Genomic DNA, 26,191 nt, shown 5'->3' with positions numbered 1-26,191 from the left:
GGTTGCTTTTTCCATCATTTTATTCGTGTTTTCCTTCTGTAAATGAACATTCCCCCTTTTATTTATTCTGTTATATTTATCACAGGCTCGATATAAATAAACCTCATACTCTTCCCTAATTCTATCCATTATTTATCTCTAGTTATACAAAATTATAAGAAACAAATCTTCCCTTCTTGCTGCTTATGAAAAAAAAGATAGAAATTTATACTGATACTAATAGCAGCTGCCACTAGTATCAGTATAAATTTCTATCTTTTGAAACGATTAATTTCCTAGTATTTCTTGTAATTTCCCTTTTACCTTTTCATTTACCTTTTTCGCATCTTCTTTAATCTCGTCTACAACTTGGCTCCACTTGGAAGAATTCTCTTTTATAGTTGTTTCTAATTCTTCTGCTTTCTCTTTAATTGCCTTTTTTGTTTCTTCTACTTTTTTATTTACATTTTTACTATCCTTATTTGCAAGTCTATCACTTACAGATTGAACCTGAAAATTCTCTGGCTCTACATATTGTACGGCTTGATCCATAATTGTTTTGAAAATTGGTACTACATCGCCAGAACTTTTGCTTGGCAGATAATGATTGTTATCTGTTTTATCATATCCAAGCCACATCGACCCAACTAAATTAGGGGTATACCCTACAAACCATTGATCCTTTGTACCAGGAATATTCGAATCCTTTAATTGAGTGGAACCTGTTTTTCCGGCAAGTTGAAATCCTGTTATTTTTGCTCCTTGGCCAGTTCCTGATTTAATAACATCCAATAACATGGAGGTCATGTCATTTGCCACGGATTTGGAAGTAACTCTTGTCGATTTTGGCTCATATTCAGCCACAACATTGCCTGTCGGTCCAACAATTTTTGTAATCAAATGACTTTCCATTCGGACTCCCTCATTAGGAAATGTAGAATAAGCGCTCGCCATTTGTAATGGTGAAACACCACTGTACATCCCGCCTAAAGCTATTCCTAGATATTCATCCTCTTTTTCATAAGGAATGCCGAAGCGATCAAGGGATTTAAGACCATTTTCCAAACCAATTTTATCTAGCAGCCAGACTGCTGGCACATTTAAAGAATCTTCTAATGCTTCATACATAGGAACTTCGCCTCTATAAGTCTTCGTGAAGTTTTTCGGTTCATAATCACCCTTTTTGAAAGGCTTATCTTCAAGCATAGAGTCAATTTTATACCCTTTTTCTAAAGCAGGTGTATAAACAGCAAGTGGCTTCATCGTAGATCCTGGCTGGACTTTAATTTGAGTAGCTCGATTAAAGCCTCTGAAAACTTGCTCTCCTCTTCCTCCCACTAATCCTCTTACTCCCCCTGTTTCCGGATCAAGTAAAACCGCTCCGCCTTGCACTAGTGTTCCATCATAACTTCTTGGAAACAGGGAATCTCTTGCAAAAGTTTTTTCTAAAGTAGATTGAAGGTTTTGATCCATTTCTGTATAAATCTTATATCCTCTTTTTAAGATTTCTTCTTGTGTAAGTCCATACTTGCTGATTGCTTCATCGATCACTGCATCTACAAAGTAGGGATAATCTCTTTCAATAAAAGATCCTCCCCCATTTTCTAATACAATTTTTTCGTTCACTGCTTGCTGGTACTGCTCTTCTGTAATTTTTTTTAACTCTGCCATTTTCTTCAGAACAAGGTTGCGGCGATTAATCGCACCCTCATAATTTTTATAAGGGTCTAATGCAGATGGAGCTTGCACTATTCCTGCTAGCAATGCAGCCTCACTAATAGATACATCCTTAATATCTTTATTAAAATATTTCAAGGATGCTTGGCTGATACCCCAGGCACCACTGCCAAAATAAACGTGATTCAAATACATTTGTAGAATTTCATCTTTTTCATAATGCTTCTCTATTTCTACAGCAAGGAATAGTTCCTCTGCTTTCCGCTTATAGGTCTGTTCGGAAGTTAACAAAGCATTTTTTGTTAATTGCTGGGTAATCGTACTTCCTCCACCAGTAATTCTCCCTGCAAAAATATTCTTAAAAAACGCACGGCTGATCCCTTTAATATCAAACCCATTATGTTGATAGAAACGTTCATCTTCGATAGAAACAACTGCGTCTGGAACATATTTCGGGACATCCTTTAATTCAATGCCTTCTGTTCTTTCCGTTCTTATTCGAGTTGCTTCATCTCCATCTTTGTCATAAATAATGGTCGCCTGACTTAAGCCAGCCTTTAATGTACTAACATTCGCTTGTGTTGCTAGGTACGTAAAATATAATATCGCTAATAAAACAAATAATAACAAAGCCAACAGTATAATTTGGGTAAGATGTCTCTTTTTCCAGAAACGTCGAAACCCTTCCCAATATGGTTTTAATCGATCCATCTATTACCTATCCTTTACTTTTACTCATAGAATAAATCTTCTTCCGTTTTTCTCTCTAATCATTAGACGGTTATTTTCTCTTATATGTTGCAACTATCTATGAAAACTATATTCTCTTTTTTTCTAAATTACAAGAAGGGATCTCTATCTAATATTACCAAATTTAACTAGAATAGGGGTTATTGTTTATCCATTTGATTTCTTGGGAAAAGAATAAGTAAAGGCTAAAAGGATGTGAGAGATAATGAAAAAAATGTTCAGACGACTAATTACGTGGGGACCTATCATTTATCCCTTCGCCAAAAAAATGTGGGACAAGCGCAAACAGTCAAAGGCAACCTCAGCATTAGCAACACGCTCTAAGAGCTTCTAATTACTCTAGAAATAAAAAATCCAATGGGCTTTGAAACCTCATTGGATTTTTTATTTATGCATTTATTTTGTTATAAGTAAGCACTACTTCTTTCACTAAAGCATGATCTTCGCTTAGACCAGAGACTTCACTAAAAGCAGCTTGAACTCCTTTTTCATCTATTAAGTTCTTTAATTCAACAGACTCTTGATCTTCTGCTGTAAAAAAGTGAAGAGCCGATGCCATTACTTCTACTAAATAAGAAGGAATTTCTTTAAACTCATTATAGTATGCTAGCGCTGGAGCAACTAATCGATCATTCCCGCCCAATTTTCGAAGCGGTGATCTACCAACTCGTTTTACATCGTCTACAATATAAACATTCGCAAAGCGGCCTAAAATTTTGACGATATATTTTTGATGATCTGCTGCATTAAAACCATATTTTGCTACTAATACTTTTCCCGTTTCTTGTAAAACATGAAGCACCTTTTCTTTCACATCTTCATGTTGAATTGTTTCAGAAATGGTTTCATAATTCTTTCTATTGCCTAAATAGGCTGTTGCTGCATGACCAGTATTTACAGTAAATAACTTTCTTTCAATATATGCCTGTAAATTATTTACGAAATGCGCCTCGGCAATTTCAGGTTTCGCTCCTTTAATTGCCGTTTCATCTACAACCCACTCATGGAAAGGTTCTACCAGAACATCTAATAAGTTTTCATTCTTCTGGTTTGGCACAATTCTATCTACAGCTGAGTCAGGGAAACCAACGTATTCCTCTGTCCAAGCTGCTTCCTCTTCATTTAAATGCTCTAACACAAACTGTTTAAGGGCACTACTACCACCAATCATATTTTCACAAGCAATTACATTAACAGGTGTTTGATTACTTTTCATTCGTGCTTTAATTCCGTCAGCAATTAGCGGCGCGATGAACTTTAGAATATTAGGTCCGATAGCTGTAGTCACAATGTCTGCATGGATAAATTGTTCAACCACTTGTTCTGGATTTACTTTACTATTAATTCCTTTAATATTCTTAACTGTGAATTGATCTTTCGCTTCATTTGCCAATAAAACATGATATTGACCAACACGATTAATTTCATCGATAATCTGTTCGTTTACATCCACAAAGGTAATAGCATAATTTGACTGATGTAGTAATAGACCAATAAATCCTCTACCTATATTTCCAGCTCCAAAATGAATAGCATTCATCGTATTATTCTACCTCGCTTAAAATTTGGATTATTTCCTCTTCTGATTTCGCAGCAACTAATTTTTCGACATTTTCCATTTCTGAACATACAATGGCAATTTGTGATAACAGCTCTAAATGTTCGCCATCCTTCCCAGCAATTCCAATGATTAATTTAACAATATTGCCATCTCCAAAGTCTACTCCGTTTGGTGCTTGAATAACAGATAATCCAGAGTTTAATACTGCTGTTTTTGCTTCATCTGTACCATGGGGAATAGCTAAGAAGTTACCCATATAAGTTGATGAAATTTCTTCTCTTTGCAGCATAGCTGGGACATAATCCTCTGAAACATAGCCTTGTTCCACTAGAATTTGACCTGCTTTTTTGATTGCTTCCTCTTTACTTGCTAGACTGCTGTTTAAAATAATGTTCTCTTTTTTTAAAATACTCATTGTTTATTCCTCCTATTAATTTCTCAAATGATGTTTTAAAAACCTGCTGCTAATAAAATTTAATAGTTCTTCTTTCTTGCCGTTACTGAATACATGAATACTTCTTTCCGATTCAATAATAGAGGCACTTAAAAAACTTAATACTTCCATTACATTTTGATTTGCATCTAACGGCGCAAGCAAAAGTAATACCCGCTTCACCATTTCATTAGCACCATTCATTGCCCTCAAACTCACCATCTCGGGCAAGTCTATGATATTGAAAGATGGTTTTTCAATTTGATTATTACTTGTGTGATAAAGAGCTAAATTGGTTTCCGGAATAGCAAGTCCCCCTATTTCAGCCCGTGCTTCTAAAGCAGCAAATACTTCTTCCACGCTTGAAATAGAACCTTGTTGTTTCAATATCCTTAATCCCTTGTTTAAGCTTGCACTTAAACTTGCTCTCTCATCCCAAATATCCAGCTCCTTTAAAATAGAGGATAATAGCTGGGCTTGCTCTGAAAAAAGGAGAAAGGTCTGGAAATCAATACATTTTTGTTTAGGAACTTCTATTCCCTTTTCTTCCCTTATTACATGACCGATATTCTTTTGAAGATAGGTTTTTACTTCTTCCAAATCCTTATCATTTAAAATCGGATTTACTAATAAATAATCTCTAGAGATATCCTCTAATGGAATAGTCGAAAGAATGGCATCATAATCATCGATGGAAATATTCTTTAACTCGAATACAGATGCTGTTTTCACTTCTGATAGGCTTGGAATTTGATTAACAATTTTTGCTGCAAGCATTTTAGATGTCCCAATTCCGCTTGAACAAATGATCAATAACTTGATATTTTTTGTTATTTTTCTATCATTTAACGCAGAACCAAAATGAAGAACTAAATAGCCGATTTCTTCTTCTGGTACATCTCTGTCAACAAGTGTTTTTTCCACAGCTTGCTGAACCACTTCAAACAACTCAGCATAATCCTCTTTAATATCTTCTAATAAGGGATTGGAAATACTCATTTTCTGATCTAAACGATATAATGTAGGCTGAAGGTGAGCTAATAACCCTTGAAATAAAGAATCATCTGCCAATGTTGTATGCAGTAATTTTTCGACATTTGCAATTAATGTCCTAACTAGCATTGCTACTTCAACATTTTCATCTTCAATGCCGACTTTATTGTCATAACGTACCTTTGCTCCCCTTAAATGCATCGTAATATAACCGACTTCCTCTGTAGGAATCGAAATATCAAAAGTACGTTCTAGTCTTGATACGATTTGGCGCGCAAAATCAAATTCTTTTGTTTGCGACAGCTCCCCTAAATAATCTTCTTTAAAAGAAATATTTTCTCCTCGCTGGATTCTCTCCATAGCAAGAGCAATGTGTACGACCAATCCAACATAAGAACTATCCGCCAGCGGATAAGGTAATTGCTCGTTGATATCTTCAATAATATTTTCAATACGCAGCAATTTTTCTTTTTGTACCAATCCTAAAAGCCGTTCGGAAATTGAGTCGATTTTATTGCTAGACTTTTTTTGAATGTTTTCCTTCACCATTTTAAGAAACTCTGGGACATCAAATCGGTCGGATATAAGACTGCGAATCGCTTTTCTCTTATCTTCCTCTGTTCCAACTAATTCAATACCATAACCTCTTTTTCTCATTAATTGCAAATCATACTTTGCTATAATCGGTTCCAGCTTATCCAAATCATTGCTTACCGTGGCAGTTGTTACTCCTAGTTCTTTTGCTAAAGAAAATAGTTTAATCGGTTCTTGATGATCTAGTAAGGTACATAAGGCCACGATTATCCGTTCATCGGGTGTGTATTCTATATAATCCTGTTTTAAGATAGACACCCTTAGTTGATAAATATCATTAGGATTTCCTACAATTTTCACGCCGACTCCAGCTTTTTTATTCATTTGAAGATGAAAATCTTTTAGTATAGATTCAACGTTCTTTAAATCACGATGTATCGTTCGTTCACTAACATTTACATGTTCAGCAATTCCCTTAATCGTCATTTCTTCCTCTATATTTTCTAATAGTATCTGTAAAATAATTCTTTCTCGAGCGGAAATAATCATAGCTTATCCCCTTAATCACCTGACATAATTTAATTATAAAACTGTTATATACACTTATTCAAACAGTATTAAACATATTTTTTTCAATTTCATTGTTGCCAATTCTAATTTATACTTCCCTATTTTTATCTATAAATACTGAAAATTAACTACTTTTTCATGGAAAAAGATTAAATAGACATATACCGCGTTAAACACAAAAAATACCAGCCAATTTACTAAGTTGGCCGGTATTTCTGCTAATACTTATTTTAATTTTTCAATGATCTCATCATATTTAGGGCTGTTCATGAAATTCTCAACAGAAACATGGTGTGCAGTCGGTAATTTTTCTACTGCTCTATCTGTTAGATCTTTATGGGTAATAACAAGATCCGCATCACTTGGAAGGTTTGCAATAGAAGTATTTGTTACATCTACTCCTTCAATTCCTGCTTTTTTAACTTTATTACGCATAATTGATGCACCCATCGCACTAGATCCCATACCAGCATCACAAGCAAAGATTACTTTCTTCACTGATTTGTAATCAAATTCTGAAGTTTCAGCTGCAGCAGGAGTTGCTGTAGTCTCAGTAATTGCACTTGCAACTGAACTTTTCTTCCCTTTTAATGCTTCCATTTTTTCTGTTGCTGCATTAATATCTTCTTCTTTATCTTTACTTGTTTTCAAAATAATAGCTGCAATCACGAAAGAAATAATCGTTGCAACCACAACACCAGCGATAACACCTAAATGTTGTCCTTTTGGCGCCATCATCATTAACGCAATGATGCTACCAGGGGATGGAGTCGCTACTAGACCTGCATCAAATAGTGTAAAGGTGAATACTCCACCCATACCACCAGCGATTACAGCTAATAACATTACAGGTTTCATTAAAATATATGGGAAGTAAATTTCATGAATACCACCCAAGAAGTGAATAATTGCTGCCCCAGGTGCTGTCTGTCTTGATGTACCTCTTCCAAATATACAATAAGCTAATAGTACCCCAAACCCAGGACCAGGGTTTGATTCTAGTAAGAATAGAATAGATTTTCCTACCTCTTTCGCTTGTTCTACCCCAATCGGACCTAAAATACCTTGGTTGATGGCATTATTTAAGAACAATACTTTAGCAGGCTCAATAAAGATACTTGCTAATGGTAAGAGGTTTGCATTAACAATTAATTCTACACCGTTCGATAAGAAATTACTTAATGCTGCTACAATTGGACCAACATATTTAAAACCAATAATGGCAATAAGCGCTCCCAAAATACCAGCTGAGAAGTTATTTACTAACATTTCAAATCCGGCTTTAATTTTTCCTCTAAATAAATCGTCCACTTTTTTGATTAAGTAGCCACCAAGTGGACCCATAACCATCGCACCAAGGAACATCGGAATATCTGCACCGACGATTACACCCATGGTTGCAATTGCACCAACTACACCACCGCGCTCTGCGTAAACCATCTTACCGCCTGTATAACCAATTAATAATGGCAATAAATACGTAATCATTGGACTTACTAGTTTTGCTAACTCTTTGTTAGGAGCCCATCCTGTTTCAATGAATAAGGCGGTAATTAACCCCCATGCGATAAATGCTCCTATATTAGGCATAATCATGCCACTTAAATGACTACCAAAACGCTGTATTTTGACACGAAAACCATTTTTATTTTCGTCTGACATTTTGTTTAACCCCCTTAATATTTCAGTTTGATTATAAAGCGGTTACAGATTATTCTCAATTCAAAGTAAATACACTTTTGACAGACACAATGTTGACACAATTAAATTAATTTAATTGGTAAAATTCAATAAAATCAGCATTCACTTTAATTTCCTCTTTATAAAATGCCACCAACCTTCCTATTTATACGTAACTACACATAAAAAGAGAAGGGTTTCCCCTTCTCTTAAAAGTCTTTCATCAAGCTTCCACTACACTTGTATCTTTGATTACTTCAATGAAATGTATATGGTGTTCTTCAATATTTTTAATTTTGAAGATATATCCTTCCTCTTTTAATATATCTCCTTCAACCGCTTCAAAATTATTAGTCAAAAACCATCCGCCTATTGTATCTACTTCATCTTCTGATAAGTGAGTGCCTAAAAGATCATTTACTTCACTAATCAATACTTTGCCATTAAGAATATAATGATTATCCTTTATTTTGCGAATGTCAGAGATTTCGTCCTCATCAAATTCATCTCTAATGTCTCCAACAATTTCTTCCAGAATATCTTCAGCTGTAACAATTCCTGAAGTACCACCATACTCATCAAGCAAAATCGCCATATGAGTACGTTCCTTTTGCATTTTAATCAGCAATTCGCGGATAGGAACTGTTTCAATTACGCGGATAATTGGTTTCATATAATCCTCTAATTGAATTGCTTCTCTGCTTTGAATAGTTGCAGTAAGAAATTCGCGAATATTAATTAAGCCGATCACATTATCCTTATCCCCATTTACTAACGGGTAGCGAGTATAATTTTCTTCCTCTAAGATAGCCATTATTTCATCAAATGTATTGTCCACACTGATAGTCACCATTTCTGTTCTTGGGACCATTATTTCTTTGGCAATTCGTTCATCAAACTCAAAAATATTATTTACATATGCTAATTCGTTTTTATTGATTTCACCGCTTTTATAGCTTTCTGACATTAAAATTCTTAACTCTTCTTCCGAGTGAGCAAGTTCATGTTCTGACGCTGGCTTTAATCCAAAGATACTTGTCAAAAGTCTTGCAGAGCCATTCAACAACCAAATAAAAGGGTATAATAGACGATAAAACCAAATAATTGGTGTTGCAAAGGTTAATGTTATTAATTCTGCTTTTTGAATAGCTACTGTTTTCGGAGCTAATTCTCCAACAACGACATGCAAAAAAGTTACAAGTAAAAAAGAAATAATGAAGGCAATCAAGTGCGATAGCGCCGTTCCGATCGATAAATGAACAAATAGAGGCTCTAGAATTTCTGCGAAAGTAGATTCTCCAATCCAACCAAGACCTAAGGCTGTCACAGTTATCCCTAATTGACAAGCTGATAAATATTCATCTAAATGTGTCGTAACTTTTTTTGCTGCTAATGCTCCTTTTTTACCTTCAGCAACTAACTGATCAATTCTTGAACTCCTGACTTTTACGATCGCAAACTCTGTTGCCACGAAAAAAGCAGTAAATGCAATTAATATCACGAATAAAATCAAATTAAAAATTTCCAATAAGTAGCCCGTAAAGGGGCTTACACCTCCTGATTAATAAAAGCCGCATGCCTTTCTCACATTACAAAAGGAAAGACGCTGCTACTAGTTAAAATTCATTCCTACTTCCGAATATATAAATAAATGCAAAACAGTTAATTTAGCAAAAGAAGCAGTGCTTGTATAAAGAAATGCTTTCATGGATAATAGTATTTCTTACTTCTCTATTTTTATGTTGGACCTGTGCATCTCTAGGGGTAAGCATCTGAGGCATTTTATCACTTAGACTCTTCCTATTTGCTCTCAGTTCCTCTATACCTATGGAATGCACTTGTTGATTATTTAATCGTTCCTTCTTTTCCTCCAGCGTAAGCTTACTCTTTTTGTATTCTTCAATCGCTTTATTTATTCAATTTTGTTCTTCACCATAGTAACGATAATTAGTTTGGGAACGCTCTGCTTGAAGAAGGCCAAGGTTTGTATAATAATCAATGGTTCTTTTTGCCACACCAGTAGCTTTTGCTAAATCACCAATTCTTAATTTCACAGCCCCATCGCTTCTCCTCCTAACCATAACGTTTTAGTTATACTTAATTAATTATATAAGTCTAAGGAGAAAAGTTTCAAGCAAAATACTTCCAATATATTTTGCACACGCTTTTTATCTTGCTAAATTTTCAAAAATGTCGGCTTTTTTATATGATTAAAAATCAATTTAGGTTAGAATATAGGTAGATAGATAGACAAGAAAAAATATATCAAAAAGGGGAAATGGAGTGGAAACAATTATCAATTTTCTTACAAGTAAAAGTGTAAAAAGGTTTTTCATCTTTGCTCTCATGATTCTGGGTATCTACACACTTAGGAGTATGATTAATTTAATGCTTTTTACCTTTATTCTTTCATTTTTAATGGATCGTATGGAAAAAATTATCTCTAAGCGAATTCACGTAAAACGAAACGTTATAGTTAGCATCCTCTATCTCATAACCATCGGATTACTTTCTTATAGCTTTATTAAATATTTGCCAATGTTAGTGGAAGAAATAACAGCATTAGTTAGACAACTAATGGATTTTTACTCTCGTCCCCATGATAATGCTGTCTTAAATTATATTGTTTCCATTATTCAAGAAAGACAAATAAACAGCTATTTGGAACAAGGGCTGGGCATTATCGTTAAATATTTTTCCAGTATTAGTTCCCTAAGTTTACAATTCATACTAGCTATTATCTTAAGCTTCTTCTTCCTGTTAGAGAAGCCGCGTTTGATTAAATATAAAGAAAACTTCCGCACAAGTAAAATAGCTCCTTTTTATAACGAAATGGAGTTTTTCGGCAAAAAGTTTGTGTTAACTTTCGGAAAAGTATTAGAAGCACAGGTTATTATCGCTTTGGTAAATTGCATTTTAACGACAATCGGATTATGGATACTCAGTTTTCCTCAATTACTAGGATTATCTCTTATGGTATTTGTTCTTGGTCTTATTCCAGTTGCCGGGGTTATTATTTCCCTCATTCCCTTATTAACAATTGGATATACCATTGGCGGATACCCCTATATCATTATTTTGATTATTTTTATTTGTATCATTCATGCAATCGAAGCTTATATTCTTAACCCGAAGCTCATGTCTTCGAAAACAAATTTACCTGTATTTTTCACCTTTATTGTCCTTATCTTCTCAGAGCATTTCTTTGGAGTATGGGGATTAATCATTGGTATACCTGTGTTTGTGTTTCTTTTAGATATCCTCCAAGTACAAAGTATGGATCCAAAAAGGAAAACAAACTTAGTAAAAGAATAGTTCTCGCTTCATTTCTATTCAATAAAAGCAGGCTGGATTCAACCACAAGAAAGTGAATCCAGCCTGCTTTTATTCTATAATGAGCAGTTCAAATTAATACTTTAATACTGCTCCTGTATTCGCAGATGTCACAAGCTTCGAATAACGTGCCAAGTAGCCGCTTTTTACTTTCGACTCAAAACCTTTCCATTCTGCTTTTCTCTGTTCCCATTCTTCCTCTGGAACAACAACATCCATTGTACGATTTTCAATATCAATTACAATATGATCGCCATCTTTTACAAATGCCAATGGTCCTCCTTCGGCTGCCTCAGGAGAAGCATGACCAATCGAAATACCTCGAGAAGCCCCGGAAAAACGCCCATCTGTTACCAGTGCTACTTTTGGACCAAGACCCATTCCAACAATTTGGGAAGTAGGTGCCAGCATTTCCGGCATACCAGGTCCTCCTTTTGGTCCCTCATAGCGAATGATGACAACATGTCCTTCCTTCACTTTTCCTTTTACTAATCCTTCCAGCACTTCATCTTGTGAATTAAACACAATAGCTGGTCCCTCATGTCGTTGAATGCCATTTTGGACTCCACCTGTTTTAATAATAGCACCTTGAGGAGCTAAATTCCCAAATAGGACTGCCAATCCACCTGTTTGAGTATGAGGATCATCAATTGGTCGAATGACTTGATAATCTTTCACTTTACATCCAGCGATATTTTCTCCAAGTGTTTTTCCTGTAACAGTTAACGTATCTAAATGGAGAGCTCCTTCCTTTTTCGATAATTCGTATAGCGCTGCTGACACACCGCCTGCTTCGTGCAGATCTTCAATATGTACATCAGACGAAGGCGCAAGCTTCGATAAATGAGGTACTCTAGATGCTACTTCATTGATTCTTTCAAGAGGATACTCTACACCTGCTTCATGAGCCAATGCTAATGTATGAAGCACTGTATTAGTGGATCCACCTAATGCCATGTCTAAAGCAAACGCATTATCGATTGCCTTTTCTGTAACAATATCTCTCGGTTTGATATCTTCTTTTATTAGATTCATCAACTGTTTCGCAGATTTCTTTACAAATTCCTTTCTCTCTGGTGCCACAGCAAGAATTGTCCCATTTCCAGGTAAAGCAAGACCTAAAGCTTCTGCCAAACAATTCATGGAATTTGCTGTGAACATGCCGGAACAAGAACCGCATGTCGGACAGCCAAATTGTTCTAATTCTCTTAGTCCACTTTCATCGATTTTACCTGACTGGTAAGCCCCTACACCTTCAAATACAGATGATAAGGAGATCTTTCTGCCATCACTAGTAACTCCAGCTTTCATCGGCCCCCCACTTACAAAAATAGTAGGAATATTTAAGCGTAAAGAAGCCATCATCATTCCAGGTGTGATTTTATCACAGTTAGGAATACAAACCATCCCGTCAAACCAGTGTGCTGCAACTACTGTTTCAATAGAATCTGCAATAATTTCACGGCTTGGTAATGAATAGCGCATTCCAATATGTCCCATTGCGATCCCATCATCTACCCCAATTGTGTTCATTTCAAAGGGAACGCCGCCCGCTTCTCTTATTGCATCTTTTACAATTTTCCCAAATTCCTGTAAGTGGACATGACCTGGAACAATATCAATATATGAATTGACCACTGCAATAAACGGTTTATCAAAATCCTCCTCTTTAACACCAGCTGCACGCAGTAAGCTTCTATGCGGAGCTCGGTCGAATCCTTTCTTAATCATATTACTTCTCAATTGTGTCACTTTTACCCCTCCAATTATCCGACTAAATCGAAAAATCTGTATATTTAAACTTTTACCTATTGTAACACTATGATAACAAAATTGGTATAATTTATTCTTGTGATTATTCAGATAAGTTTATTTTGTTTACTTTTTCTAGAAAAAGGTAAAAACATCGTTATATCAATAACCATCTAACGATAAATGTTAGAAAACCTAACAAACAGTCCCGTCTATTTTTTATATTTCCTTCCATTTTCTTGATACAGCTCCAAAATAAAGATATATTAAAATAACTTTCTTTCTTTTCTCAATTTTTGACTGTTGTAAAAACCTTAAAAAAAACGATGAAGTTTTATATCCCTTCATCGCTTTTTTATTGATATCATTATTCTCTCTCAAGTTTATTCGCACATTAGATGCATTACTTCTTATGCAAATATCTCACTAATTTTCTTTACTTCTTCTTCCGTTAATGACACGTCTAATGTTCGAAGATTATTCTTAAGCTGTTCAGTTGATTTCGCCCCTGGAATGATTACATCAACCGCAGGCTGCTCTAACAGCCATGCTAGTGCAAAATGTGTTGCATCAAAGCCTTTAGCTTCAGCCATTTGCTTTAATTGATCCACCTTTTCTACATTACGAATAAATGCTTCTCCCTGGAAAAGTGGATTATTTTCTTTTCCGCCGCTGATGATCGAATCCTTCGAGTACTTCCCGGTTAATAATCCAGAAGCTAATGGAAAATACGGAATAAAGCTAATATTGTTTTCTACACAATATGGTAAATATATTTCCTCTGCTTGTCTTTTAAATAAAGAATACTCTGCTTGGAATACCTCTAGATAACCATCTTGGTTAAATTCCTCTATTTGTTCGGCATCTAAATTCGAAGCTCCAACTGCAAGAATCTTTCCTTCATCCTTTAATTCTTTTAATGTTCCTGCTACCTCAGCCATAGGAGTAACTCCATCTGGAAAGTGAACATAAAATAAATCAATATAATCTGTTTGCAGACGCTTTAAACTATCTTCTACCGCTTTACGTAAAAATTCTTTACTATTATCAAGTTCAATTTTGCCATCTACTAATTTATGAGCAGCCTTGCTTGCAAGAACAATATCTTGGCGGTTGCCTCTTTCCTTCAGCACCTCTCCGATTAATTCCTCTGATCTCCCTAATCCGTATACATAAGCGGTATCAAGAAAATCAATCCCAGCATCCAATGCACTTCTTACTACATTTTTTCCTGTTTCATCACTTAAATTCGGAAATAAATTATGACCACCGACAGAGTTTGCACCATATCCTAGCTTCGTAACATGCATAGCCGTTTGACCGATTTGAACTTTACTACTCAAAAGATTCATCTCCTTCATTAGTATATAGACAACTATTCTCTTTCTCCCCTAGTATGCTTTTTTCTTTAATAAGAGTAAAGCAATTCGCTTTGTATTCTATTTTCAAACAAGCTTCATATACTTTTAGGAGAACAAACATTAATGAAAGGACTTCGATTATCTGTGCATGTATTAAAAAGTGGAATCTTTGTCATCATTTTTCTCTTTCTATTTATTACATTATGGTCGATGAGTGGAGTTCAATTACGATTAAATTTTCCTTTTATTCTTATTCTGGCCGTGCCGTTATGGGTCTATTTCCGACTTCAACGAAAGAACGAAAGAAATTCAGTCATTTTTTCTAAAGAAATTCTGCTCAATCTATTTTTCTTTTATTTACTGACTGTTGCTTATGTGACTTTAGCTCCTTTTCACTTCACTCCACCAACCATAACGGAAGGAAAAATGAATATTACACCCTATGTTCAAATTTTGTATCAATATAAATATAAGCCGCCTTTCTTTTGGATGTTATATACTTTAGGCAACATCGTCTTGTTTATTCCCTTTGGTTTTATACTGCCTATGTTATATAAAAAACACTTTCAAGCATTGATCACAATAGGACTTGCTATCCTCTGCTCCCTTTCCATTGAACTAATCCAATTTTTCTTTACTACAGATCGAGCTGCCGATATAGATGATTTCATTCTAAATGTCTTTGGTGCGATAATAGGATATCTTCTCTATCTATTAATGCGGTTATTTTTGCGGAAAATAGATAGAAAATAATCACCAAAAAGGGGTATCTGAAAAAGATGAATTCTCCTTCAAATACCCCTTTTGTCCTGTTAAAGAAAACAGAACAAACCTATTATTCCTCACCAATAATTCTAACTTCTGTCTCAAGGTCGACGTTAAAGTTTTCTTTTACTGTTTTTTGGACATGTTTTATTAAGGATAGATAGTCATTGGCTGTAGCATCTTCTACGTTCACAATGAACCCTGCGTGTTTCGTAGAAACTTGTGCACCACCTATTTTCGTTCCTTGAAGACCGCTGTCTTGAATCAGTTTCCCTGCAAAATGGTTAGGCGGTCTTTTAAAGACACTCCCACATGAAGGATATTCTAACGGTTGTTTAGATTCACGCAAGAAAGTAAGTTCATCCATTTTCGCCTTAATTTCTGCATACTCACCTGTTTGCAGAGAGAAAGTTCCTTCTAATGCCACCCAGCCATTTTTCTCTATACTACTAGTACGGTAGCCAAGTTCTAATTCCTCTTTTGTTACTGTTTGAATTTCACCTGTTTTCGTTAATACTTTTGCTGATTCCAAAACATCAGCAACCTCTCCACCATAGGCCCCCGCATTCATATATAACGCTCCGCCGACAGAACCTGGAATTCCACAAGCAAATTCCAATCCAGTTAAAGAATGCTCTAATGCAAATCTAGAGGTCTCAATAATCGCCGCACCACTTTGGGCAACCACTTTATTGTCTGCAAGAGAAATTTCCTCAAGCTTAGTTAAATTAAATACAACCCCACGAATTCCACCATCTCTAATCAACACATTAGAACCATTTCCTAATATCGTAATCGGCACATTTTGTGTAAGGGCTAATTTATACGCTGACTGTAATTGTTCATATGTTTGCGGAAAAAGTAAAAAATCAGCCTTCCCACCAATTTTAGTATACGTATATTTATTTAACGCCTCATCCATTTTTACACTTTCTTCAGGCAATATTTCAAGAAATTTTTTTAGCAGTATATTTTTATCCATTAATCTCAACCTTCTATACATATTTCTGACTACACTATTCTAATAGTATACCAAAATTATAAATAGGTACGACGATAATAAGCAAATTTATGTGAAATGTTACTCAATCCCATTATATGAGAACCCCCTTCTCTTCATGCTAAAAAAAGAATAAGACAAGTTTTCATATATAAAAAAAGCTAAGTAATCTTTTATCCATTACTTAGCGAATGCTATTAATTCTCTTTCCTTTTGGTGTAATAAGTCGTAAGAAAGACAAGCAGGCTTATTCGTTCTAGGGTCCTTTACAACAACAGCATCTATTTGAAAAACTTCTTTTAGAACCTCTTCTGTCATTACCTCTTCCGCTGTTCCCTCTTTCATCAATTTACCATTTCTCATCGCGACCATATGATCGGAAAATCTTGCTGCATGGTTCAGATCATGAATAACCATCACAATAGTTCGATTTTCTTCTTCATTCAGTTTCTTTAACAATTTCAGTACTTCCAGTTGATGAGCCATATCTAAATACGTTGTCGGTTCATCTAATAACAGAAGATTTGTTTCCTGCGCAATCGCCATCGCAATCCACGCTCTTTGACGCTGACCACCTGATAATGTATCAACTTCTTGATCCTTCAGCTCTGTTAAACCAGTTACTTCTAATGCCCAATTTATCACTTCTTTATCTTTCTCTCCTAATCGCCCAAATCCTCTTTGATGAGGGGAACGACCATAGGAAACTAAATCATAAATCGTTAATCCATTCGGTGCGTCTGGTGATTGAGGAAGCACTGCCATTCTTTGGGCAATTTTTTTAGTAGGGATTTTGTGTATCATTTCTCCGTCTAGATATACAAACCCTGCCTTTGCTTTATGAATCCGCGCAAGAGTCTTTAATATCGTGGACTTACCACAACCATTAGGCCCAATAATGGTTGTAATTTCCCCTTCCTTCACGCGTAGATTCAAGTCATCGACAATAATTTTATCTTCATATCCAATTTTGAGTTGATCTGTAGCCAGTATGTCCATTCTTCTTCCCCTCCTTCCTGTACTTTCTAAATGTTTTATAATAAATTCGGAGTCATTTTCTGTTGCTATTTTCCGCCGTTATTTCCTTCTTTATTCGAAGATAAAAGAGATATCTATTTCTTTACAAATTATAAATGATAATGATTTTCATTATTTATTATAGTTTGAACGAGGATTTCATTCAAGACTGTTTCACATATTTACACGAATTTTTCTTGCACCTTTCTGATTTGACTCACGCAAAAAAAAGTCTGCCTTATCCGTTCAGACTTTTTTTATCATATAAACACTCAAAAATACTGGCTCCAATTAATTGGATTAGTTCTTTCCCTTTCTGATTGGCTGTAAGCTGATCTGTTAAAATCGCAATAAAGATAATTTCATCCTCGTGCTCTATGATGGCACAATCGTGTTCCACCTTATCCAATTCTCCAGTTTTATTAGCAATTCTAATACCACTATTCTCTCCGCGATAATACGGCAGTTTATCAAGAAGTTGCTGATGAAATAAGATTGTCTTCCCACTCTGATTTCTATCGTTATAAATCGCCTTTAGACATCGGAGAATATCATGAGGAGAGGTATAGTTTTCAATTTTTCTTTCTCGCGCTTCTCGGTCCATCATTTTTCGCTGCAGAACGGTTGATGACATCCCAAGCTGTTGACATCTTCTATTCACATTGTCCATGCCAAGTCGCTCAATCAAATAATTGGTTGCCATATTATCCGAAACAATCATCATTAAAGTAAGTAAATCACGAATCGATAAACGACTTTGCGGAGACATGTATTGAACAATACCCGCTCCCCCTGTTCTTAGGAGGCTTCTAACCTCCACTAAATCTTCTAACGCCAGTGTTCCACCTGAGCTTTGCATAAAGCTTTCGACCATAACTGGTAATTTAATGAGACTAGCACTGGGGAAGACGTCGTTTTCATTTAGAAAAAAAACTTGCCCTCTCCATTCCATAGCTATCCCAAAATGACCTTCTCCCTCATATTCCTGTACAATTTTATTTATAAGCTTGCTTAATTTCTCCATATTCATCCTGTTATATCCTAATAAAGGTGACAGGCTACAAAATGGCCATTTTCTCGCTCTTGCCAATCTGGCTTTTTATTGGCACAAATATCCATCGCATGGGGACAGCGGGTTCGAAAAACACAACCACTTGGCGGGTCAACTGGACTTGGTAATTCCCCTTTTAAGATAATTCGTTCTCTTTTGTCTTCTATATCTGGATCTGGAATAGGAATAGCAGAAAGAAGTGCCTGTGTATATGGATGTAGGGGATTGGAATACAATGCCTTACTGTCTGTTAACTCTACTAAATTCCCTAAGTACATGACACCAATTCGATCACTAATCTGCTTTACCATCGATAAATCATGGGCTATAAATAGATAGGTTAATTGTTTTTCTCTTTGCAGCCTTTTTAATAGATTTACTACTTGTGCTTGCACAGAAACATCTAGTGCGGAGATCGGCTCATCTGCAATAATAAATTCCGGCTCTAGGGCTAATGCTCTCGCAATGCCAATTCTTTGTCTTTGTCCCCCGCTAAATTCATGGGGAAAACGATTGGCATGTTCTCTATTCAGCCCTACACTTTCCAATAACTCATCTATACGAGTATTTTTTTCTTCCTTTGTTCGATAGACTCCATGAATTTCTAAAGGCTCTGCCAAAATTTCCCGGACCGTGGAACGAGGATTTAACGAAGCATAGGGATCCTGAAAAATCATTTGCATTTTTCGTCGAAAGGAAAAATTATCCTTTTCAGACATACTTCCCATATTGATATCATTGTATAAAACTTGCCCATTCGATGCTTTATATAATCCCATAATCGTTCTGCCTAATGTCGATTTTCCACAGCCTGATTCACCGACAATACCAAATGTTTCTCCTTTCTTGATAGAAAAGGATACATTAGATACTGCTTGTAATGTCGTATTCTTCTCTAATTCAAAATGCTTCGATACATTTTCTACTTTCAATAGAACCTGCTGTGTCATCCCACTCTCTCCTTATTCCCAATATCTTCTTGCTACACATAATTCTTTTTCATAGATTGTATTTTCTAAAGGAATAATTTCGATTGTCTTTCCTGTCTTTGGGGAATGAAGCAATTTATTTTCTCCATAATAAATACCTACATGGTGGATATGTCCTTTCCCTTCCTCGTAAGCAAAAAACAATAAATCTCCTGGTTCCATTTCCTCTAAAGGAATATTTTTCCCTGCCTCTGCTTGCTCACTGGCATCTCTCGGTATCACATACCCATTCGCTAAGCACATACTGTAACTGAAACCAGAGCAATCATAACCGAACGAACTCATGCCGCCCCATAAATAGTCCAGTTTCAAAAATCGTTCTCCTTGTTTTACTATATCTTTCCCTGTTCCTTTACGGACATCTTGAAAAGAGGGATAAACGACTACATCCGCTGCTCTAATCCACCCTTCCCCAGAAGGTGTCGACACTTGAACCCATTCTCCTTCTTGTTTTTTTAGCGGGAGTCTCGTTTGAAAGGATAATGACAATATTGCATTTTTATTACCATCACATAACTCTGCTGCAGATGCTTCAACTATTGCAATCGGTCCACTTTGTAAAGAATAACCTTCCCTTTTTACAAGTTGTTTTTTAGGTATCCACCCCGGGTAGCCAAGCTGATTTTTCCGAGTTGCTTGATTGGGCAATGCTACATATGTCCAGTCGCCTTTTTCTTCCAATACATATACCTCTTGCCCATACAATACTTGTGATTGTACTAAGTTCTCTGTACAAAGCTCTAGTCCTTTTTCATAATCAAGACTCGCAATCCAGCTCTTTATATCACAAGGATTATCAATTGCCCCTGCGTCTATTTCTCTTGCTGAATATTCAGTTGTCCAGAGGGTAGCAACAGGAACATCCACTATTTTCACATCATATTTCGTCATCCCACATTCTCCTTTTCGTGTACAAGAATATGATTTATCCCTAAACCAAATTGCTTAGATAAAATGATGTTTCTTCCGTCATATTGAACACCGCCATCTACTATATCTCGGGCCAGCATCAGTGGTGCATCAAAGTCATAACGAGTTATATTCTTTTTACTTGCTGCAAAATGAGCCGCAGCAGTAATTCCTAATTTAGTTTCAATCATACTTCCGACCATACATTCCATTCCTGAAACTTCAGCTAAATGATTGATAATCTGGGCACGGTAGATGCCCCCTGATTTCATTAATTTAATATTAATTAAATCTGCACTGCGTGTTTTCAGCACCTCAAAGGCCTGCTGTGGAGTAAATACAGCCTCATCAGCCATAATTAATGTGTCTACTGAATCAGTTACCTTCTTTAAACCTTGGATATCATCCGCTTTAACTGGCTGTTCCACTAATTCGATATTAAGCCCTAAGTCCTCCATTTTTCGTATAGCTACAACTGCCTCTTTCGGGCTCCAGCCTTGGTTAGCGTCCAGTCTTAATTTAATTTCACTTCCTACTCTTCTTCTAATCTCTATTATTCTATTAATATCTGTTTGTATTTCATCTTTTCCCACTTTAATCTTTAATACATTAAACCCTTGTTTAACATAGCTCATTGCGTCTTCTCCCATTTCTACCGGGTCATTGACACTAACTGTATAATCTGTTTCCAATGTATTATTATATCCACCCAATAATTGATAAAGTGGCAGCTTACAATATTGAGAAAAACAGTCATATAGGGCCATATCAATTGCTGCCTTTGCACTCACATTTCCAACAAGTATTTGCTGGATTCCTTGAAGCAATAATTCAAGCTGCAAAATGCTTTTGCTCAATAAATAAGGTTTGAACACTTCATGAATGGATGCTTCGATGCTTTTTAGACTATCTCCTGTTATTACTAAAGTCGGCGGTGCTTCTCCCCAACCAACAATTCCGTTTTCGCATGTAATTTTTACATATACAGAATCAGCAATCGTTACAGTTCGTAACGCTGTCTTAAAAGGTTTAATTAATGGAACTGCGACACGGAATGTTTCGATTTTAGTTATTTTCACTATGTATCATCCTTATTTTTAAAATCTTGTTTTCTGGTGTTGCTATGCCAATTAACTTACTCTCCAGCTTTTACTTCTTCTAATTTATTCCACTCCGCTATCAATCATTAGTACTTTTTCATTCGTGTTTATTTCTGCATTAACCCCTAGCGGAATAGATATATGTGGCGAACAATGTCCTATTTTAAATCCCTTCATAGTTGGTTTCCCTGCTCTTTGAATATAGTGGTTGATCACTTCGTCTAACGCAAGCGACTTGTCTCTTTTGGGTTGACATTGATGAAAATCACCAATAATAATTCCGGCAGCATCTGTCAGCTTTCCAGCTTGCTGTAATTGATTAAGCATTCGGTCTACGGATCGCGGCTCTTCATTTATATCTTCTATCAGTAGAATTTTTGCTTTGGTATCTATTTCAAAAGGAGTACCGATCGAGCTTGTGATAAGAGAAAGGTTTCCTCCTGTCATCCTTCCTGAGGCCCTCCCTTCTACTAAAACATCCACGTTTGAGTACTCTTCTGTATACATTATTTCTTGCGGTTGAAATAATTGTTTTAATAAAGCTTTCGATAAAGGATGACAGTCTTCCATTCCAATATCCGAGGAAAGCATCGGACCATGAAAAGTTACTAATCCAGTTCTTTTAGCAATTGCAGTATGCAGAAACGTTATATCACTGTAGCCCCAAAATATCTTCGGATTTTGAGCAATGATGGAATAGTTAATTTGACTTGCCAATCTAGCGGTTCCATAACCCCCACAAGCACAAATAATTCCCTTTACTTCTTGATCTAAAAAAGCATTTTCTAAATCTATTAATCTGGCTTCATCTTCTCCTGCTAAGTAACCGTATTGATCGTAAACATGTTGTCCAACCTTTACTTTTAACCCTAATTCCTCTTCCAAATACTGGATGCCTTTTTGTAAAGAATCGGGCGATGGCGGACTAGCTGGAGCAATAACGGCAATGGTATCTCCTTTTTTTAAACGTTCCGGCTTTATCACTTTTATTATCCCTTTCTTTTTTCGTTTTTTTAATGCTTTAAGGAAAGAAGGGATGCCTTTTGTTCATCCCTTCTGCTCTCTTCTTATTTTTTATCCGCCCATTTTAATTCAAGGTATCCAACCGGATGACGAACAATTCCCGTCACACTGTCGTTTTGTAAATACACATAGTTATAGAAATGAATAGGGAAAATTGGTGCCTCATCCAACAGTAATTTTTCTGCTTTATACATTAATTCAAAACGTTTTGCTTCATCCGATTCATTTTTAGCATCTTTAATTAATTGATCATATTCCGCATTTGACCAACCTGTTCTATTCATTGCCAAACCAGATTGGAAGTTTTCAAGAAAGTTAATCGGATCTCCATAGTCTGCAAGGAAAGAGCTTCTGGATAATTGCAGCTTTAGTGCAGTTTGTTCTTGCGTAAAGACACTTGCTTCCATATTGGCAAGCTTGACGTCTACGCCAAGATTATCCTTAAACATTGCTTGTAAAGCTTCCGCTATTGCTTTATGAGTATCACTAGTACTATAGGTAAGCGTTACTTCCGGCAAGGTTGTATATCCTTCTTCCTTCATTCCTTGTTCAAGCAGTTTCTTTGCTGCTTCCACATCTGTCTTTATTAAATCTCCACTCGTTTCACGGAAATCCTTCTCGTCATTGTCCAAGTATCCATATGAAACAAAGCCATAGGCAGGTTTCTCTTGATTTTTTGTTACATAATCGACGATTTGCTGTTGATCAACAGCTAAAGCAAAAGCTTTACGAATATTTTTATTTGTGAACGGCTCTTTTGTCACATTAAATCGATAAAAATACGTTCCTGCCTGGTCTTCTACTTTAACTTTTCCTTCACTAAATAACTGCTCACTTAATTCTGCTGGAACATCAGAAACATCCAATTCCCCATTTTGGAACATTTGATACTCTGTATTGGAATCATCCACCATTGCCCAGTGTATTTTATCTAACTTAACGGTATCAGCATCCCAATATTTTTCGTTTTTCTCCATTTCAAAATAGCTGTCATGCTCCCATTTAGTTAATTTAAATGGACCATTTCCTACAAATGAATCTGCCTCTGAAAACCATTCTGGATTTTCTGTCGCTACCTTTTCATTAATCGGAAAAAATGCAGGATTAGTGATAACATTTAGAAAATAAGCTTGCGGGTTTGTTAAGGTAACTTCAAGCGTTTTTTCATTAACTGCTTTAAGTTTTACATCCTCTGCTGAACCTTCTCCGTTTGCATATGCTTCTCCCCCCTCAATAAAATAACCAAGGAAAGCAGCTGGCGATTTCGTATCTGGATTTAACAATCGTTTCCAAGCAAAGACAAAATCACCCGCAGTAACTGGATCTCCATTAGACCAATTTGCATTCTCTCTTAAATGGAAAGTGTATACTTTTCCGTCTTCTGACACATCCCATTTTTCAGCTATAGCCGCTTGAGGCTCATGATTGTTATCCAATCGTGTTAACCCCTCCATTAAATTGTTTAAAGCTGTCCACGAAACACTATCAAAACCAATCGGCGGATCGAAGGAACTAGGCTCTTGTCCATTGTTTAAATTTAATACCTTTTCTTTCGTTTCCCCAGTCGCCTTTTCCTTTCCTGCATCACTATTTGCTGTACAAGCAGCAAGTGACAAAATTATCATCATAGCCAAAAAACCGATCGTTATCTTTTTCATCGTATTCCCCCCACATCGTTTTCATCTCATAATCTATAAAATGACTTTTTCTTTAAAGTCAAAAAATAGCTAAAAACTATATTTCGAAGATTTCCAATCGTTAAATCGTGTGCAATACCCGCCTTGCCCGCTCATCCTGCAGCCAGCAATTGACTTGATGTTGAGCACTCAAATTACTTTTTGACGGATACACTCTTTTGCACACTTCCATCGCATACGGGCATCTTGCCGTAAAGGAGCAGCCTTCTGGCGGAGAAAATAAATCTGGAGGAGTTCCGTCTATTGGCACCAGCTCTCCTTCCTGATCCAATCTTGGGACAGAATTTAGCAAGCCCTTTGTATATGGATGCTGGGGAGAATAGAAAATATCTCTTCTATTCCCCATCTCCACTATTTTTCCTGCGTACATAACCGCTACACGATCAGCTACTTGAGCAACTACCCCTAAATCATGTGTGATTAGAATAATGGACACTTCTCTTTTTTGTTGAATCTCTCGGAATAAGTCCAAAATCTGTGCTTGGATTGTTACATCTAAAGCTGTTGTAGGCTCATCTGCAATTAAAATCTCTGGTTCACAAATCAATGCCATCGCGATCACTATTCGCTGTCTCATCCCTCCGCTAAATTGGTGAGGATATTGTTTCAATCGCATTTCGGGATTAGGGATGCCAACTAATGTAAGCATTTCAATCGCCTTATCTTTAGCTTCTGCTTTTGAAATCTGCTTGTGCTGTTTAATCCCTTCCATAATCTGATCTCCAATCGTCAGCGTAGGATTTAAAGCTGTCATTGGATCTTGGAAAATCATAGAGATATCGGCACCGCGAATTTTTCTCATCTCTTCATCTTTCAGCTTGGTGAGATCCATCCCTTTATATAAAATAGAGCCATCTGTAATTCTTCCTGGCGGACTCGGAATTAATCGCATAATCGTTTGCGATGTAACACTTTTTCCACAGCCAGATTCTCCAACAATGGCTAAAGTTTCCCCCTTTTCCAAAGAAAAATTTACTCCTCGTACCGCTTTTACCTCTCCTCCATAAGACGCAAAAGAAACATGAAGATTACGGATTTCTAGTATAGTCGTCATTATTTTCCACCCCTCAGCTTTGGATCAAGAGCATCCTGGAGTCCATCCCCTAATACATTGAAAGCAAACATCGTAAGCGATATAAATAAGGTTGGAAAAAACAGCCTCCACCAATGACCTGTTAAAATAGCAGATAATCCTTCATCTGCCATAACCCCCCAGCTTGTTAAAGGTGCTTGAATGCCAAGCCCTAAAAAGCTTAAAAACGCTTCTGCAAATATTGCAGAGGGAACTGTTAAAGTCATTTGAACAATTATCGGGCCCATTGTATTTGGAAGGAGGTTTTTTCTAATTATTCTGTAAGTTTTAGCTCCAAAAGTTTTCGATGCTAAAATAAATTCATAGTTTTTTATTTGAAGAACTTGTCCTCTAACTATGCGGGCCATTCCAACCCATCCTGTAATAGACAAGGCAATAATAATAGATCCTAGTCCCGGACCCATCACAACAGACATTAAAATAACAATTAATAAATATGGGAGTCCATATAGTACTTCTACTATTCTCATCATGATGTGATCCATCTTGCCACCCTTGTATCCCGATAGCCCACCGTATGCAACTCCTATCAAAAAATCAATGACGGCAGCTGCAATCCCAACAAACAACGATATTCTGGCCCCATACCAGGTTCTTGAAAAGACGTCTCTGCCCAGACTATCTGTCCCAAACCAATACTCAGAAGAAGGCGGCTGATTTTGATTAATAAGCTTTTGCTCCGAAATCGAATGGGGAGAAATTATCGGACCAATGATAGACATAATAATTAATAAAATTAAGAAAAAAAATGCTCCCATCGCTAATTTATTCTTCCAAAGATTTCTCCATGCTTCTTGCCAATAGGATAGGCTTGGACGAACAACGGCTTCAGCCTCCCCAAGCTGTTTCTCTATTGGTACAAACCATTCATCAAGAGCAATATCGTCCTTTTTTTCATACATTGTTTCTTGACGTAAGCCCATT

General features: G+C 36.3%; 21 protein-coding genes. 2 read left to right on the top strand and 19 right to left on the bottom strand.

The annotated features are described in order from the left end of the window. Positions 1–267: 267 nt before the first annotated feature. The 7 genes from NSS71_RS23600 to NSS71_RS23570 form a co-directional block, all read right to left on the bottom strand. Entirely contained in the window at positions 268–2,367 is a 2,100-nt protein-coding gene (locus NSS71_RS23600; protein ID WP_341152084.1) for a PBP1A family penicillin-binding protein, read from the bottom strand. Between the two features lie 427 nt (positions 2,368–2,794). After that, positions 2,795–3,946, bottom strand: coding sequence for a mannitol-1-phosphate 5-dehydrogenase (locus tag NSS71_RS23595; protein WP_341152083.1), 1,152 nt, complete (start codon positions 3,944–3,946; stop codon positions 2,795–2,797). Positions 3,947–3,950: 4 nt separating this feature from the next. Next, positions 3,951–4,382 carry a PTS sugar transporter subunit IIA gene (locus tag NSS71_RS23590; RefSeq protein WP_047944240.1) on the bottom strand — a complete coding sequence of 144 codons (432 nt, stop codon included), beginning with the start codon at positions 4,380–4,382 and terminating at the stop codon, positions 3,951–3,953. A 15-nt stretch (positions 4,383–4,397) separates the two neighbouring features. Next, on the bottom strand, positions 4,398–6,476 hold the full coding sequence (locus NSS71_RS23585) for a BglG family transcription antiterminator (RefSeq protein WP_047944241.1): 2,079 nt from the start codon (positions 6,474–6,476) through the stop codon (positions 4,398–4,400). 246 nt (positions 6,477–6,722) lie between these two features. Then, the gene (locus NSS71_RS23580) at positions 6,723–8,159 is read right to left on the bottom strand and encodes a PTS mannitol transporter subunit IICB (protein ID WP_341152082.1); all 1,437 of its coding nucleotides are present in this window, start codon (positions 8,157–8,159) and stop codon (positions 6,723–6,725) included. Between the two features lie 241 nt (positions 8,160–8,400). Continuing rightward, a complete protein-coding gene (locus NSS71_RS23575) occupies positions 8,401–9,705 on the bottom strand; it encodes a hemolysin family protein (RefSeq protein WP_047944243.1) in 1,305 nt (434 codons plus the stop codon). Positions 9,706–10,093: 388 nt separating this feature from the next. After that, positions 10,094–10,231, bottom strand: a complete 138-nt coding sequence (locus tag NSS71_RS23570; RefSeq protein WP_186440704.1) for a MerR family DNA-binding transcriptional regulator — start codon at positions 10,229–10,231, stop codon at positions 10,094–10,096. A gap of 229 nt (positions 10,232–10,460) precedes the next feature. Here NSS71_RS23570 and NSS71_RS23565 point away from each other — a divergent pair, with 229 nt between their 5' ends. Then, positions 10,461–11,492: an AI-2E family transporter gene (locus tag NSS71_RS23565; RefSeq protein ID WP_047944244.1), complete on the top strand. Its 1,032-nt coding sequence runs from the start codon at positions 10,461–10,463 to the stop codon at positions 11,490–11,492. Between the two features lie 93 nt (positions 11,493–11,585). Here NSS71_RS23565 and ilvD read toward each other — a convergent pair whose 3' ends face one another. Together ilvD and NSS71_RS23555 are read right to left on the bottom strand one after the other, a co-directional pair. Continuing rightward, the gene (gene ilvD / locus NSS71_RS23560) at positions 11,586–13,262 is read right to left on the bottom strand and encodes a dihydroxy-acid dehydratase (protein WP_047944245.1); all 1,677 of its coding nucleotides are present in this window, start codon (positions 13,260–13,262) and stop codon (positions 11,586–11,588) included. A 410-nt stretch (positions 13,263–13,672) separates the two neighbouring features. Next, positions 13,673–14,572: an aldo/keto reductase gene (locus NSS71_RS23555; protein WP_235850483.1), complete on the bottom strand. Its 900-nt coding sequence runs from the start codon at positions 14,570–14,572 to the stop codon at positions 13,673–13,675. Positions 14,573–14,746: 174 nt separating this feature from the next. Here NSS71_RS23555 and NSS71_RS23550 point away from each other — a divergent pair, with 174 nt between their 5' ends. Further along, positions 14,747–15,376 carry a VanZ family protein gene (locus NSS71_RS23550; protein WP_053215787.1) on the top strand — a complete coding sequence of 210 codons (630 nt, stop codon included), beginning with the start codon at positions 14,747–14,749 and terminating at the stop codon, positions 15,374–15,376. An 82-nt stretch (positions 15,377–15,458) separates the two neighbouring features. On the opposite strand, the gene murB is transcribed toward NSS71_RS23550, so the two are convergent. The 10 genes from murB to NSS71_RS23500 form a co-directional block, all read right to left on the bottom strand. Then, positions 15,459–16,370, bottom strand: coding sequence for a UDP-N-acetylmuramate dehydrogenase (gene murB / locus NSS71_RS23545; RefSeq protein ID WP_341152081.1), 912 nt, complete (start codon positions 16,368–16,370; stop codon positions 15,459–15,461). Positions 16,371–16,568: 198 nt separating this feature from the next. After that, entirely contained in the window at positions 16,569–17,387 is an 819-nt protein-coding gene (locus NSS71_RS23540; protein WP_341152080.1) for an ABC transporter ATP-binding protein, read from the bottom strand. Positions 17,388–17,643: 256 nt separating this feature from the next. Beyond that, positions 17,644–18,435 (bottom strand): serine hydrolase, encoded by a 792-nt coding sequence (locus NSS71_RS23535; RefSeq protein WP_341152079.1) that lies wholly within the window; start codon positions 18,433–18,435, stop codon positions 17,644–17,646. An 11-nt stretch (positions 18,436–18,446) separates the two neighbouring features. Next, positions 18,447–19,406 carry an ABC transporter ATP-binding protein gene (locus NSS71_RS23530; RefSeq protein ID WP_047944249.1) on the bottom strand — a complete coding sequence of 320 codons (960 nt, stop codon included), beginning with the start codon at positions 19,404–19,406 and terminating at the stop codon, positions 18,447–18,449. 12 nt (positions 19,407–19,418) lie between these two features. Next, a complete protein-coding gene (locus NSS71_RS23525; protein WP_341152078.1) occupies positions 19,419–20,336 on the bottom strand; it encodes a C40 family peptidase in 918 nt (305 codons plus the stop codon). Beyond that, on the bottom strand, positions 20,333–21,433 hold the full coding sequence (locus NSS71_RS23520) for a dipeptide epimerase (protein WP_047944251.1): 1,101 nt from the start codon (positions 21,431–21,433) through the stop codon (positions 20,333–20,335). The genes NSS71_RS23525 and NSS71_RS23520 overlap by 4 nt, the downstream gene beginning before the upstream one ends. 84 nt (positions 21,434–21,517) lie before the next feature. Further along, the gene (locus NSS71_RS23515) at positions 21,518–22,438 is read right to left on the bottom strand and encodes a S66 peptidase family protein (RefSeq protein ID WP_328283228.1); all 921 of its coding nucleotides are present in this window, start codon (positions 22,436–22,438) and stop codon (positions 21,518–21,520) included. Between the two features lie 83 nt (positions 22,439–22,521). Further along, the gene (locus NSS71_RS23510) at positions 22,522–24,135 is read right to left on the bottom strand and encodes a peptide ABC transporter substrate-binding protein (protein WP_328283229.1); all 1,614 of its coding nucleotides are present in this window, start codon (positions 24,133–24,135) and stop codon (positions 22,522–22,524) included. A gap of 100 nt (positions 24,136–24,235) precedes the next feature. Then, a complete protein-coding gene (locus tag NSS71_RS23505; RefSeq protein ID WP_047944255.1) occupies positions 24,236–25,228 on the bottom strand; it encodes an ABC transporter ATP-binding protein in 993 nt (330 codons plus the stop codon). Continuing rightward, positions 25,228–26,190, bottom strand: a complete 963-nt coding sequence (locus NSS71_RS23500; protein ID WP_176473312.1) for an ABC transporter permease — start codon at positions 26,188–26,190, stop codon at positions 25,228–25,230. The genes NSS71_RS23505 and NSS71_RS23500 overlap by 1 nt, the downstream gene beginning before the upstream one ends. Position 26,191: the final 1 nt, after the last annotated feature.

The sequence above is a fragment of the Niallia sp. FSL W8-0951 genome, from assembly GCF_038006525.1.
GTDB lineage: Bacteria > Bacillota > Bacilli > Bacillales > Cytobacillaceae > Niallia > Niallia circulans.
This window is presented reverse-complemented; position numbering and strand designations above follow the sequence as displayed.